The organism is Nocardioides halotolerans DSM 19273 (assembly GCF_000422805.1).
Classification (GTDB): Bacteria; Actinomycetota; Actinomycetes; order Propionibacteriales; family Nocardioidaceae; genus Nocardioides; species Nocardioides halotolerans.
This window is the reverse complement of record NZ_KE383922.1, coordinates 807988-821199: the sequence shown is the minus strand read 5'-3', so window position 1 is coordinate 821199 and position 13212 is coordinate 807988. Positions and strand designations below refer to the sequence as shown.

Annotated in this window: 12 protein-coding genes and 1 pseudogene; 3 read left to right on the top strand and 10 right to left on the bottom strand. The window is 71.9% G+C overall.

The window, feature by feature from the left end:
- The 8 genes from G514_RS0114655 to G514_RS0114620 form a co-directional block, all read right to left on the bottom strand.
- Positions 1–259 (bottom strand): transposase (locus G514_RS0114655; protein WP_028652370.1); only part of this gene is annotated, 259 nt, incomplete at its 3' end.
- Between the two features lie 126 nt (positions 260–385).
- Complete coding sequence (locus tag G514_RS0114650) at positions 386–1126, bottom strand: VOC family protein (protein WP_028652369.1); 741 nt, start codon at positions 1124–1126, stop codon at positions 386–388.
- A gap of 44 nt (positions 1127–1170) precedes the next feature.
- Positions 1171–1719 (bottom strand): carboxymuconolactone decarboxylase family protein, encoded by a 549-nt coding sequence (locus G514_RS0114645; protein WP_211222136.1) that lies wholly within the window; start codon positions 1717–1719, stop codon positions 1171–1173.
- Positions 1716–2609: an SDR family oxidoreductase gene (locus G514_RS0114640; protein ID WP_028652367.1), complete on the bottom strand. Its 894-nt coding sequence runs from the start codon at positions 2607–2609 to the stop codon at positions 1716–1718. Before G514_RS0114640 ends, G514_RS0114645 begins: the two co-directional genes overlap by 4 nt.
- The gene (locus G514_RS26875; RefSeq protein ID WP_051247463.1) at positions 2606–3214 is read right to left on the bottom strand and encodes a TetR/AcrR family transcriptional regulator; all 609 of its coding nucleotides are present in this window, start codon (positions 3212–3214) and stop codon (positions 2606–2608) included. The genes G514_RS0114640 and G514_RS26875 overlap by 4 nt, the downstream gene beginning before the upstream one ends.
- A gap of 51 nt (positions 3215–3265) precedes the next feature.
- Positions 3266–4525, bottom strand: coding sequence for a phospholipase D-like domain-containing protein (locus G514_RS0114630; RefSeq protein ID WP_245582214.1), 1260 nt, complete (start codon positions 4523–4525; stop codon positions 3266–3268).
- A gap of 47 nt (positions 4526–4572) precedes the next feature.
- Positions 4573–5145, bottom strand: a complete 573-nt coding sequence (locus tag G514_RS0114625) for a hypothetical protein (protein WP_028652365.1) — start codon at positions 5143–5145, stop codon at positions 4573–4575.
- Positions 5142–5480 carry a hypothetical protein gene (locus tag G514_RS0114620; RefSeq protein ID WP_028652364.1) on the bottom strand — a complete coding sequence of 113 codons (339 nt, stop codon included), beginning with the start codon at positions 5478–5480 and terminating at the stop codon, positions 5142–5144. The genes G514_RS0114625 and G514_RS0114620 overlap by 4 nt, the downstream gene beginning before the upstream one ends.
- Positions 5481–5603: 123 nt before the next feature.
- Between G514_RS0114620 and uvrB the strand changes: the two genes are divergently transcribed.
- Positions 5604–7760, top strand: coding sequence for an excinuclease ABC subunit UvrB (gene uvrB, locus G514_RS0114615; protein WP_028652363.1), 2157 nt, complete (start codon positions 5604–5606; stop codon positions 7758–7760).
- A gap of 56 nt (positions 7761–7816) precedes the next feature.
- Positions 7817–9088 (top strand): MFS transporter, encoded by a 1272-nt coding sequence (locus G514_RS0114610; RefSeq protein ID WP_036564705.1) that lies wholly within the window; start codon positions 7817–7819, stop codon positions 9086–9088.
- Here the strand turns inward: G514_RS0114610 and G514_RS26870 are convergent.
- A pseudogene (locus G514_RS26870) lies at positions 9042–9970 on the bottom strand (AbrB family transcriptional regulator). The gene G514_RS0114610 and the pseudogene G514_RS26870 sit on opposite strands and share 47 nt — an antisense overlap.
- Positions 9971–10122: 152 nt before the next feature.
- Here G514_RS26870 and G514_RS0114600 point away from each other — a divergent pair.
- Complete coding sequence (locus G514_RS0114600; protein WP_245582213.1) at positions 10123–10770, top strand: hemerythrin domain-containing protein; 648 nt, start codon at positions 10123–10125, stop codon at positions 10768–10770.
- Here the strand turns inward: G514_RS0114600 and G514_RS29320 are convergent.
- Positions 10767–13157: a hybrid sensor histidine kinase/response regulator gene (locus tag G514_RS29320; RefSeq protein ID WP_051247462.1), complete on the bottom strand. Its 2391-nt coding sequence runs from the start codon at positions 13155–13157 to the stop codon at positions 10767–10769. The two genes, G514_RS0114600 and G514_RS29320, sit on opposite strands and share 4 nt — an antisense overlap.
- Between the last annotated feature and the right edge of the window lie 55 nt (positions 13158–13212).

Here is a 13212-nt window from a genome sequence, read left to right as displayed (position 1 = left end):
TCTCCTGCTCCAACGCCTTGAGCCGGGTCGCCTCATCGGTGGAGACACCCGGCGCGTGACCCTCATCGATCTCGGCCTGACGCACCCAGGCCCGCACCGACTCCAGCCCGTAGCCGAGTTGACGAGCTACCCGCGCGATCGTCCCGATATCGGTGCCCAACTCCGCCCGCAGAGTGCGAACCATCCGCACCGCCGCGTCCTTCTCCTCCTGGCTGTACCGCCTCGTGCTCGGCTTCCCAGGCGTGATGTCCCTCGGCATAACTCCATCCTCGTTCCCAAACGATGGAGCCTCCAGCAAACCCAGGGCGATTCACTCCTCAACCAGCGGTGGTGCGGCAGGTGCCTTCGCAGCGGTGGTTTCGAGACGGTCGCTAGCGCGACCTCCTCAACCAGCGGTGGGCCACCGAGGCTGGAGCACGCAGAACTCGTTGCCGTCGGGGTCGGCCATCACGACCCAGTCGACGTCGCCCTGGCCGATGTCGATGCGGTGGGCTCCCAGCGCGAGGAGGCGGTCGACCTCGGTGGACTGGTCGCTGCCGGGTGAGGAGACGAGGTCGAGGTGGACGCGGTTCTTGCCCTGCTTCTGGTTGAACGGCGGGCCGCCCCAGGAGATCTTCGAGCCGCCGCGCGGGGACTGGATCGCGGTTTCCTCGTCCTGGTCCCAGACCAGCGGCCAGCCGAGGGCCTTGCTCCAGAAGTAGCCGACGGCCTGGCTGCCGTCGGAGCTCAGGGCGCCGATGCGGGCGGTGTCGGCGAGGAAGTTGTTGCCGGCCGGGATGACGCAGAACTCGTTGCCCTCCGGATCGGCCATCACCACGTGGTCGACGTCGCCCTGGCCGATGTCGAGGTGGTCGCCGCCGAGCTCGAGGACCCGGGCGACCGTGGCGGCCATCTCCGCGGGCGTCTCGCTGCGCAGGTCGAAGTGCATCTGGTTGGGACCGGACTTGGGCGCGTCGGTCGGGGCGAAGTCGAGCTGGAACTCCGTGTCGCTGGTCGGCGGGAGCACGTGGACGTCGGGCTGGTCGGGATCGGCGACCACCTCGCGGCCGAGGAGGCCGGCCCAGAAGCGGGCCAGGAGCGCGGGGTCGTGGGCGTCGAGGACGAAGGCGTGCAGCTCGAGAGTCATCGCGGTCGACGCTACGAGGGCCGGGACGGGCGGCGCAAAGGGATTCAGCGTGGGCGGTCGGGCTGGACGCGCAGGGTGTTGAGGGTGGTCGCGAGCATCGAGTAGTGGCCGACCAGCATCACCAGCTCGATGGTCTCCCGCTCGTCGAGCTGGGCGCGCAGCTCGGTCCAGAGCTGGTCGGACACGTCGCCGCGCGCGTGCAGCGCGTCCGCGGCCCGCAGCAGCAGCCGGTCGCGGGGCCCCCACGACGGGTCGGCCGGCCCGAGCGCGACCCGCTCGACCTCGTCGGCGGTCAGCCCGGCGCGGCGGCCGAGACGTCGGTGCTGGGCGAGCTCGTACGCCGAGCCGCTCAGCGTCGCGACCCGGAGGATCACCAGCTCGGTCTCGCGGCGGGGCAGTCGGCCGCCGGGCATCAGCGCACCGGCGAACAGCAGCCAGCCCCAGACGAGCCGACGGTGCCGGCCGAGCGTCAGGAAGACCGCGGGTGGCTTGGTGCGGGTCACGCGTCCGGCCACGCGCGCGAACACCTGCACCGCCAGCCCCGTGTCGCGGGTGCGGCCGGGCGCGATCCGGGCGCTCACGCGCGTGCTCACGCGGCGTCCGAGGGTCGGCGGGCCTGGCGCACCTCGGGCAGCACCCGGTTGGCCTGTGCGTTGATGAGGCGCATCAGGAGGGCGTAGAGAGGCGGTGCGAGCCGCTGGAGCAGGTGGGCGAGCCGGATGTCGGTGGAGGTGTAGACCCAGTAGCGGTTGCGCTCGACCCCGGCGATGATCGCCGCGGCGGCGTCCTCGGGCGAGACCGCGTGGCGGCGGAACCTCGCCTGTGCCTTCAGGAACCGCGGGTTGGCCTTCTCGACGCCGTCGATCTGCACGGTCTCGGTCAGGGGAGTGGCGACCGCGCCCGGGCACACCAGCGAGACTCCGATGCGGTGCCGCTCCAGGTCGAAGCGGAGCACCTCCGACACCCCGCGAAGCCCGAACTTCGAGGCGCTGTAGGCGGCGTGCCAAGGCATCCCGATGATCCCCGCGGCCGACGACACGTTGACGAGGTGCCCGCCGCGGCGCGACTCAACCATCGGCGGGACCAGCTCCTCGATGACGTGGATCGGCCCCATCAGGTTGACGTCGACCATCCGCCGCCAGGTCTCGTGGCGCAGCGACGACACGGTGCCCCAGGCCGACACGCCCGCGACGTTCATCACGACGTCCATCGGCCCCGACGTCGCGGTGACCTCCGCGGCCAGCGCCCGCACCTCGTCGTACGACGCCACGTCGGCGGTCCGGGCGAGGACCACCGTCCCGCCCGCGGCCTCGACGCGCGCCACCGTCTCGGTCAGGCCGTCGGCCGAGCGGTCGGTGAGGTGCAGCCGCGCCCCGCGCCGTCCGGCGTGCTCGGCGGTGGCGCGCCCGATCCCGCTCGCGGCGCCGGTGATGAACACGTTCGCGCCGTCGAAGGACCGGCGGCGCCGGCCGAGCCGGATCACGCGACCAGCCCCGACATGAGCGCCACCAGGCTGTCCTCGGCGACCACGTCGGCGCGTCCGACGTGCTCGAGCGCGAGACCGTTGACCAGCGCCAGCAGCAGGGTGGCGGCATCGGTCGCCGGCACCGTCAGCCGCCCGCCGCGGGCCGCGACGACCTCGGCCAGCCGCTCGGCGGTCGACTCGACGAGCCCGGCGCGCACCTCGGCCGTGCGCCGCGCGAGCGCCGGGTCGTGCGCCGCGTGCGCCCGGAACTCGGCGAAGACCAGCTGCGCCCGGCCGTCTCGCGCCCAGCCCAGCACGGTCGCCGCGAGGAGCCGCACGTCGTCCGCGAGGGAGCCGTCGCCCGGCGCGGCGTCGAGCACCGCGCGCATGTCGGCCACCTCGTGCTTCAGGAGGGTCAGGAACAGGTCGTCCTTGCCCGCGAAGTTGGAGTAGACGGCGCCCTTGGAGAAGCCGGCCCGCGCGGCGATGGCGTCGAGCGTGGCCTTCTGGTAGCCGACCTCGGCGAACACCTCCCGTCCCGCCGCGAGCACCCGTTCGCGCACGTCGGCCCGCTCGGGCCGCACGGTCCGGCGGCTGCGCCGGGAGGTGCTGGTGGGGATCACGCCACGACGATACCGGCAGTATCGAGTTGGCGTCACCACCCTCTCGGCAGGTCAGAGGAGCGGGCGGAGCGGCCTCAGCACCAGCTCGGTGAACCGCCGGTGCAGGTCGCGGGCCTCCCACTCGCCGCGGGTCAGCTCGATGCAGTTGGACTCGTCGACGGCCCAGACCGCCTCGAGGTCCTCCGCGAGCGCGCGGTCGATCACCTCGACGTTGATCTCGTAGTTGCCCTGGAGGCTGAGCCGGTCGATGTTGGCGGTGCCGACGGTCGACCACGTGCCGTCGACGGTCGCGGTCTTCGCGTGCACCATCGCGTCCTTGAAGCGAAAGATCCGCACGCCCGCCTCGAGCAGCTGGGAGAAGTACCCGCGCGAGAGCCAGTCGGCGACGATGTGGTTGGACTTGAGCGGGACCAGCAGCCGGACGTCGACCCCGCGCCGGGCCGCCGCGGTGAGCGCCTCGACGAAGTCGGCGTCGGGGATGAAGTAGGCCTGCGTCATCCAGATGTTGGTCGAGGCCCGGTTGATCGCCTCGAGGTACATCCCCCGGATCGGGAACATCCACAGCCGCGGCACGTTGCGCTGCAGCCGGATGCGCGGCTCCCACACGCTGGCAGTCTCGACGAGGAGCGGTCGCTCGCTGGTGCGCAGCCGGCGACGGCGGTGCAGGTTCCAGAAGTCGGCGAAGGCCCGCCGGAGGTCCTGGACGCCCGGGCCGGTGATCCGGACGTGAGTGTCGCGCCACTCGGTCTCGTAGGCCGAGCCGATGTTGTAGCCGCCGACGTAGGCCTCCTTGTCGTCGACCACCAGGATCTTGCGGTGGTCGCGGCCGTAGCGGCGCAGGTCGAAGAAGCGCCAGCCCGCGGCGTACGCCGGGTAGCGCAGCACCTTCATCGAGGCGGGGAAGTGCTTGAACCGCGGCGAGACCACGAGGTTGGCGAACCCGTCGTAGACGCAGTAGACCTCCACGCCGCGGTCCGCCGCGGCCGCGAGCGCCGACTTGAACTTCTCTCCGACGGCGTCGCCCTTCCAGATGTAGGTCTCGAAGAGGATCTGCCGCTGGGCGCCCTCGATCGCGGCCAGCATGTCGGCGTAGAGGTCGCGCCCGAAGGTGTAGGTCGTGATCGTGCCCTCGCCGACCGTCGCCGTCGCCGGTGGTGTGGTCGGGAACTGGCCGGGCTTCTTGCCGCGGCGGCGGTAGGAGTCGACCAGACTCATCGCGATGCCGATGGCCATCGGCACGCCGAAGACCACCGCGAGCGTCCGGCGGGTCCAGACGAGCACGCGCTCGATGGTCTGCGCGCTGCTCCTCACGCGGCAAATCTAGTGAACGGCGGACGGCGCCCCGACGGGCATCTCGCTCACGCGACCTCGACGCCGGTCTCGAAGTCGATCTCGTCCTGCGCCTCGCGAGTGCGCTCGTGCGGCTCGGCGGCCAGGATCCACTCGCCGCGACCGGCCTCCTGGTCGGCGTTCAGCTGCGCGGCGATGGCGTCCATCGGCATGTCCGGCCAGACGGTCGCGACGAACGGCCCGCCGCGCTCGCTCTGGCCGGCGCCGGTCGCCTCCCAGACCCGCATCAGCGCGGTGATCGCCTCCGGGGAGGCGGCGGCGTCGGGGGCGAAGATCGTCAGGACGGCGTCGCACGGCTCGACGACGTCGACCACCTGGAGCTGTCCGCTGGCGTCGGGAGCCGCGCGCACGAGGTCGCCGGCCGCGAGCGGGACGAAGAACGAGCTGGTCTCCAGCCGGTAGGTGCCTTCGTCGTCGACGGCCACGCCGACGACGTCCTCGTGGTCGAACGACTCGGCCGCGTCCTCCTGGTCGTCGGGGTCGACCTCGGCGTAGCCGGGTCCCGCCTCGGGCGCGAGAGCCGGCTCGTCGTCGGGGTCCGCGTTGACGAACCTGACCCGCAGCGTGGTGGGGATGCTCACTTCTCCAGGACCGCCTTGTGCACCTCGTCGAGCTTCTTCCTCAGGTCGGGGATCTCCTTGACGAGGGCGATCTCCTCGGACAGCTCGGTGAGCAGGCCCTGGACCTGCGTGAGCAGCGTCTTGGTCTCGTCGAGCGTGGAGTCGACCTTCTCCATCCGGGTGTCGACCTTGCCCAGCGTCTTGTCGACGTTCGCGAGCTTGGTGTCGACGGTGCCGAGCGTCGTGTCGACGTTGGCCAGCTTGGAGTCGACCGTGCCGAGGGTGTCGCCGGCGTTGGCGAGCACCCGGTCGGCCTTCTTGAGCACGTCGCCGACGGGGTTGAGGCCCAGGGCCATTTGCTTGTCTCCTGCGGGTCGTCGGTAGGGGAGGTACGCGGTCAGGTTATCTGCGACACGACGTCGCGTCACTGGTCCCGGCGCTCGCGGGGCACTGTCGGTGGGCCACCGTAGTCTCGAAGCATGCGTCCCGTCACCGACCTCAAGCGCCGCGTGGCGCCGTTCAAGGTCGTGTCCGACTACTCCCCGAGCGGCGACCAGCCGGCCGCGATCGCCGAGATCACCAAGCGGATCCAGGGCGGCGAGCAGGACGTCGTGCTCCTCGGCGCCACCGGCACCGGCAAGACCGCCACGGTGGCCTGGGTCGCCGAGCAGGTCCAGCGGCCGATCCTGGTCATGCAGCCCAACAAGACGCTCGCGGCGCAGTTCGCCAACGAGCTGCGGCAGCTGTTCCCCGACAACGCCGTCGAGTACTTCGTCTCCTACTACGACTACTACCAGCCCGAGGCCTACGTCCCCCAGACCGACACCTACATCGAGAAGGACTCCTCGATCAACGAGGAGGTCGAGCGGCTGCGCCACTCGGCGACCAACTCGCTGCTGACCCGCCGCGACGTGATCGTGGTGGCGACGGTGTCGTGCATCTACGGCCTCGGCACCCCGCAGGAGTACGTCGACCGCATGCTCCGGGTCAAGGTCGGCCAGGAGCACGACCGCGACGGGCTGCTCCGGCGGCTCGTCGAGATGCAGTACACCCGCAACGACATGACCTTCGCCCGCGGCAACTTCCGGGTGCGCGGCGACACCCTCGAGATCTTCCCGGTCTACGAGGAGCACCAGGTCCGCATCGAGTTCTTCGGCGACGAGATCGAGCGGCTGATGACGCTCCACGCCGTCACCGGCGAGGTGATCACCGAGGACGAGGAGCTCCACGTCTTCCCCGCGACCCACTACGTCGCCGGCCCGGAGCGGATGGAGCGCGCGATCCGCGGCATCGAGCTCGAGCTCGAGGACCAGCTGGCCAGGTTCGAGCGCGAGGGCAAGCTGCTCGAGGCCCAGCGGCTGCGGATGCGCACCACCTACGACATCGAGATGATGCGCCAGGTCGGCTCGTGCGCCGGCATCGAGAACTACTCGATGCACATCGACGGCCGCCAGCCCGGCTCGGCTCCCAACTGCCTGCTCGACTACTTCCCCGAGGACTTCGTCCTCGTCATCGACGAGTCCCACGTCGCCGTGCCCCAGATCGGCGGCATGTACGAAGGCGACATGTCGCGCAAGCGCAACCTCGTCGACCACGGCTTCCGGCTGCCCAGCGCGATGGACAACCGGCCGCTGCGCTGGGAGGAGTTCCTCGACCGGATCGGCCAGACCATCTACCTCTCGGCCACGCCGGGCAACTACGAGCTCGACAAGGTCGGCGGCAACACCCCGCCCGCGGTGGTCGAGCAGATCATCCGACCGACCGGCCTCGTCGACCCGCAGGTGGTGGTCAAGTCGACCAAGGGCCAGATCGACGACCTGATCCACCAGATCAAGGAGCGCACCCAGAAGAACGAGCGGGTGCTGGTCACGACGCTGACCAAGAAGATGTCCGAGGACCTCACCGACTACCTCCTCGACGCCGGCATCCGCACCCGCTATCTCCACTCCGAGGTCGACACCCTCAAGCGCATCGAGCTGCTGCGCGACCTGCGCCTGGGGGAGTACGACGTCCTCGTCGGCATCAACCTCCTCCGCGAGGGCCTCGACCTGCCCGAGGTGTCGCTGGTGTCGATCCTCGACGCCGACAAGGAGGGCTTCCTCCGCTCCGACAAGTCGCTCATCCAGACGATCGGCCGCGCGGCGCGCAACGTGTCCGGCGAGGTGCACATGTACGCCGACAAGATCACGCCCTCGATGGAGGCCGCGATCGACGAGACCAACCGGCGCAGGGCCAAGCAGGAGGCCTACAACAAGGAGCACGGCATCGACCCGACGCCGCTGCGCAAGAAGATCGCCGACATCACCGAGATGCTCGCCCGCGAGGACGAGTCCACCCAGGAGCTGCTCCAGACCTGGGCCGGCACCGAGGCCAAGGGCCGTGCCGGGGGAGTGCGCCCGCCGAAGGGTGGCGGCCCGCGCCAGCCGACGCCGGTCCTCGGCGAGCGCGCCGCCGGCCACCACGCGGCCGACCTCGCCGGCATGCCGTCGTCCGACCTCGCCCAGCTCATCCAGGACCTCACCGACCAGATGAAGGGGGCCGCGGCCGAGCTCCAGTTCGAGGTCGCAGCCCGCCTCCGTGACGAGATCAGCGAGCTCAAGAAGGAGCTGCGCCAGATGATGGAAGCGACGAAGTGAGGAGGTGAGGCACCCCGTCCCGGTGTGACCCCGCCGACAGGCATAGCGTCGGCGCGGTGAGGCGCGCATGGATCGTGTGGGGCGTCGCGCTCGCGGCGTACCTGCTCGCGATCTTCCACCGCTCCTCGCTCGCCGTCGCCGGCCTGGCCGCCGCGGAGCGGTTCGACATCAGCGCCGCGCAGCTGGCGACGTTCACGATGCTGCAGCTGCTCGTCTACGCCGGCATGCAGATCCCGGTCGGGCTCCTGGTGGACCGCTACGGCGCGCGCAGCGTGATGCTGACCGGCGCGGTCGTGCTCACGCTGGCGCAGGCCTCCTTCGCCCTCGCGGAGTCCTACGGCGCCGCGCTGGTCGCGCGCGTCTTCGTCGGGATGGGCGACGCGATGACCTGGATCTGCCTGCTCCGGCTGGTGGTGAGCTGGTTCCCGGGTCGCCGGGTGCCGCTGCTGACGGCGCTGAGCGGGACCTTCGGCCAGCTCGGCGCGATCGGCGCGACGGCGCCGATGACCTGGGCGCTGGGCCACCTCGGCTGGGCCGAGGCCTACCTCATCGCCGCGGGGGTGAGCGTGGTCGCCGCGGCGGCGGTCGCGGTCGTCGTCCACGACACCCCCGACGACCGCGTGCAGCGCGGGCCGCGGCTCACGTTCGCGACGATCCGGGCCAGCCTGCGCGCGAGCTGGGCGCACCCCGGCACCCGGCTGGGGTTCTGGATGCACTTCGTCACCCAGTTCAGCGCCACCGCGATGACGCTGCTGTGGGGCTTCCCGTTCCTGGTCCGGGGCGAGCACCTGAGCGAGGGCCGGGCGGGCCTGCTGCTCAGCCTGGTCGTCGTCGCGGTGATGTACAGCGGGCCCACGATCGGGTGGTTCATCGGACGCCACCCCTGGCACCGCTCGACGGCGGTGCTCGCCATCGTGTGGTCCATCCTGGCGGTGTGGACCGCGGTCCTCGCGTGGCCGGGCGACGCGCCGTTCTGGTTGCTCGTGCTGCTGACCCAGGTCGTCGGGATCGGGGGACCGGCGTCGATGATCGGGTTCGACCTCGCCCGCACCTCCAACCCGGCCGAGCGCCTGGCCAGCGCCAACGGGATCATCAACCAGGCGGGCTTCTCGGCGAGCCTGGTGCTCGTCGTCGCCATCGGGCTGGTCCTCGACTGGCGCACCCCGGGCAGCAGCACGGCCTACGACGCGAGCGCGTTCCGCTGGGCGATGTGCGCGCAGTACCCGCTGTGGGCCCTGGGGCTGCTCCAGGTGTGGCGCTACCGCCGCAGGGCGCGCGCCCTCATCGATCGCCTCGAGCTGACAGCCAGCGCGCGAGCAGAGGGGTGAGCGCGAGGATCACGAGCAGCCGGCAGAGCTGGACGGCGAGCACGTAGGTCACGTCGGAGCCGGCGTCCGCGGCGGTCGACAGCACGGCGAACAGGCCGCCGGGAGTCGTGGCGAGGTACGCCGTCAGCCCGTCGACCGGCGTCGCCCAGGCAAGCAGCGCGCCGACGCCCGCGGTCGCCGCCACCATCCCCACGATGAGGCCCAGCACCGCGGGCAGCATCCGGGCGATCGAGACGAGGCTGGCGCGGGTGAACCGCAACCCGACCTGGGCCCCGATGAGCGCGAAGGCGACCCACTGCACCGGCGCGGGCACCCGCACCTCGCCGAGCCAGCCGCCCAGCGCGATCACGACGGCGACCGCGAGCGGCCCGAGGAGCGACGCGGTGGGGAGCTGCACCAGGCGGGCCAGCGCCAGCCCGACGGCCAGCGAGACCACGACGAAGACGAGGTCGCGCGGCAGGCCCGCGTCGGAGGCGGCGAGCCGGCCGTGGCCGTGCGAGGGGCGGAAGACGACCGCCGTCACCAGCGGCATCGCCACGAGCACCACCAGCACGCGGAGGTACTGCACGACCGTCACCACGCGGTCGTCGGCGCCGAGCTCGCGCGCCACCGCCACGACCCCGGACGCGCCGCCGGCGACCAGCGCGAAGACGCCGGTCACCCGGGAGACGTCGTCGCGCAGCGCCAGCAGCCGCCCGCCGCGAGGGAGAGGAGGAGGGTGGCGACCATGACCAGCCCGATCGGCAGCGCGTCGTGGCCGATGCGCTCCAGCGCGGGCAGGCTCACGCTGGCCCCGATGACCACCCCGATCGTGCCCTGGGCGAGCCGGAACGAGCTCGCCGGCAGGTCGAGGGGCGTCGGCGAGGTGAGCGCGTGGGCCATCCCGCCGACCAGGGAGGCGAACAGCACGGCCGAGGGCAGGTGCACCAGCGACAGCAGGACGCTGAGCACGACGGTCACGGCGACCACCAGGACGAGCGCCGCGCGCGGAGAGCGCTCGGTCCCGGTCATCGACGTCAGCCTAGGTTGGCGTGGTGGGGGACCAGCCGGAGACCGCCGACGACGGACGCCACGTCGTGATCAACGGACGGGGTACCTTCCCCGGCGTGACCGACACCAACATCGACCTCGGCCGACCGCTCCAGGGCGACGTCGTCGACCTGATCCTCGACGACCACCGTCGCTTCGAGGCGCTGCTGCGCGACCTGCGCGACAGCAGTTCCGACCGCGACGCCGTCCGCCGGGCGCTGGCGACGCTGCACACCGCCCACGCCATCGCCGAGGAGAACCACGTCTACCCCAGGCTCCGCGGCCAGCGGGCGATCACCGAGCACGAGGCCGAGCACGGCGAGGAGGAGCACGCCGAGGGCCACGAGGCGATGCTGGCCGTGCTCGAGCTCGCGGGCACCGACACCCAGGCCTTCGACGACGCGGTCGAGGAGCTGGCCCGGGTGATCAACCACCACCTCACCGAGGAGGAGCTCACCATCCTCAACCCGGCCCGCGAGGAGGTCGGGGAGGAGCTGCGGTCACAGCTCGGCGAGGAGTTCGCGAGCGAGCGCAACCGGCAGATCGACGGGGGCTGCGGCTCCGCGGAGCAGATCCGCGGGCTGGTGGCGGCGGCCCGGCGCGAGGGGCTGCTCGACGAGGACGACGGCGAGAGCGACGGGAGCGACGACTAGGAGGTCCGCGAGGGGAAGTGCTCGCGCTGGTAGGCGCGCAGTGCCTCGACCTCGGGCGCCATTCCCTCGACGAGCTCGTCGAGGGCCGCCACGGCGTCGTCCCACGCGCCGGCCATCAGGTGCTCCTCGATCGTGCGGGCGCCCTCTCCGAGGGCGGTCGCGCCGAGGTTGAGTGCCGACCCGGCGAAGCGGTGGGCGACGGCCTGGAGGCCGGCCGAGTCGTCGGCGTCGGCGGCACTGCGCATCGCGACGACCTGCCCGTCGACGGCGGCGAGGAAGTTCGTGATCGCCCGGTCGACGTACGACGACCCGTCGCCCGGCTCGTCGAGGGTCCGCAGCTCGGTGAGCCGGTCGAGGTCCAGCCGCCCGGAGTGCGACGGCTCCGGAGCCAGCCACTTCTGCAGCGTCTCGCCGAGCCGGTGCGCGTCGACCGGCTTGGTGAGGAAGTCGTCCATCCCCGCCTCCAGGCAGCGTTCGCGTTCGCCCTCGACCGCGGCCGCCGTCATCGCGATGATCGGGCGGCGCCTGCCGGTCTCGTGGGCCCGGATGTGCCGCGTCGCACTGTAGCCATCCATGCGCGGCATCTGCACGTCCATCAGGATCGCGTCGTAGCGGCCGGTGCGGGCGGCCTCGACCGCGGCCAGACCGTCGTCCGCGGTGTCGGTGGCGTAGCCGAGCGCGGCCAGCAGCCCGGTCGCCACGAGCTGGTTGACCTGGTTGTCCTCGACCACGAGGACGACGCCCTTGCCCTGCTGCTCGTCGCGCTGGGGCAGCGCGGCGTCGGCCGGCTCGGCGACCGCTCGCTCGCCCACGTCGAGCACCAGCGTGCACGTGAAGACGCTCCCGCCGTCGGGGTTGGGCGCGTACTCCAGGGTGCCGCCCATGGCGGTCATCAGCTCGCTCGAGATCGCGAGCCCGAGGCCGGTGCCGCCGTAGAGCCGGGTCGTGGAGGAGTCGGCCTGCGTGAACGGCTCGAAGAGGGTCGCCCGCTTCGAGCGCGGCACCCCCATGCCGGTGTCGATCACGTCGATGTGCAGGCGCACGCGCCCGTCGGCCGGCTCCGCGGTGGCCCGGACGGTGACGCCGCCGTGCTCGGTGAACTTCACGGCGTTGGACACCAGGTTGGTGACCACCTGCGCGAGCCGGGTCGGGTCGCCGGACAGCACCGCCGGCACGTCGGCGTGGCACGAGACCGCCAGCTCGAGGTGCTTCTCCCTGGCCTGCGCGCCCAGCATGGAGGCCACCTGCTCCAGCAGCCGGCGGACGTCGAAGTCCAGCTGCTCGAGCACCATCCGTCCGGCCTCGATCTTGGAGAAGTCGAGGATCTCGTTGATCAGCCCGAGCAGCGTGCGCCCCGCGGTCTGGACCCCCGACGCCAGCCGCTCCTGCTCGGGGGTCAGGGGCGTGCGGAGGAGCAGGTCGTTGAGGCCGATCACGCCGTTGAGCGGCGTCCGGATCTCGTGGCTCATGTGGGCCAGGAAGTCCGACTTCTGGCGCGAGGCCTCCATCGCCTCGTCGCGGGCCCGGGCCACGTCCGCCTGCGCCTGCTCGCGCTCGGCGACCCTGGCCAGCTGCTCGGCGACGCGCCCCGCCATGTTCTCGATGAGCTCGTGACGGTGGAGCGGGGGAGCCGACGCGATGGCGACGACGGCGTGGACCTCGGTGCCGAGCAGGACCGGGAAGGCGAGGGTGAGCTTGTCCTCGTCCCAGACGGGACCGCGGGCGTCGTGGGCCAGTTGCGCCAGCGCGAGCTCGGAGGCGGCTCGGGGGTCGTCGACGTCGTCGTGGCGGTCCGCGTCGTAGGGGTAGAAGTGCTCAACGGTGCCACTGCCGTCCGGGGACGGGACGAACGCGCGGGCCCGCTCCCAGTCGTCGTGCAGCAGCACCAGCGAGCGGGCGTGGGCGAGGACCTCCCCGAGGGAGGTCGCCTCGTTGGCGGCGCTGGCGACCGCCTGCATGAGGTTGTTCTGGGCCACCTGGTCCTCGAGGGCGTCCTCGCTGGCCCGGAGCGAGGAGATCAGCTCGTGCCGCTCGGTGTTGTCGGAGTAGCGGCGCATCAGCGCGCGGGGCCGGCCCTCGTCGTCGAGCAGCGCGGTCTCGCTGCAGATCACCCACTGGTGCGTGCCGTCGCTGCGGACCCACTGCACCTCGAAGGGCTGCTCGTGGAGGCGGCCCTCGCGGACGCCCTCGAGGTGGGCAAGGAACCGGGCGCGACCGTCGTGGTCGAGGGTGTCGCAGACGGTGAGCCCGGGCAGGTCGGCGGCGTCGATGCGGTGCAGCCGGGCGATCTGCGGGTTGGCATGGACGGTGCGGCCGTCGAGGTCGATGACCCACAGCCCGTCCGGTGAGCCCTCGACGATGTCGCGGTAGAGCTCGGAGAGGTCCACTGCCTCACCCCCTCCTCGACGCTAACCCGCCGGGCGCCGCCCCGGTGCCGCTTTC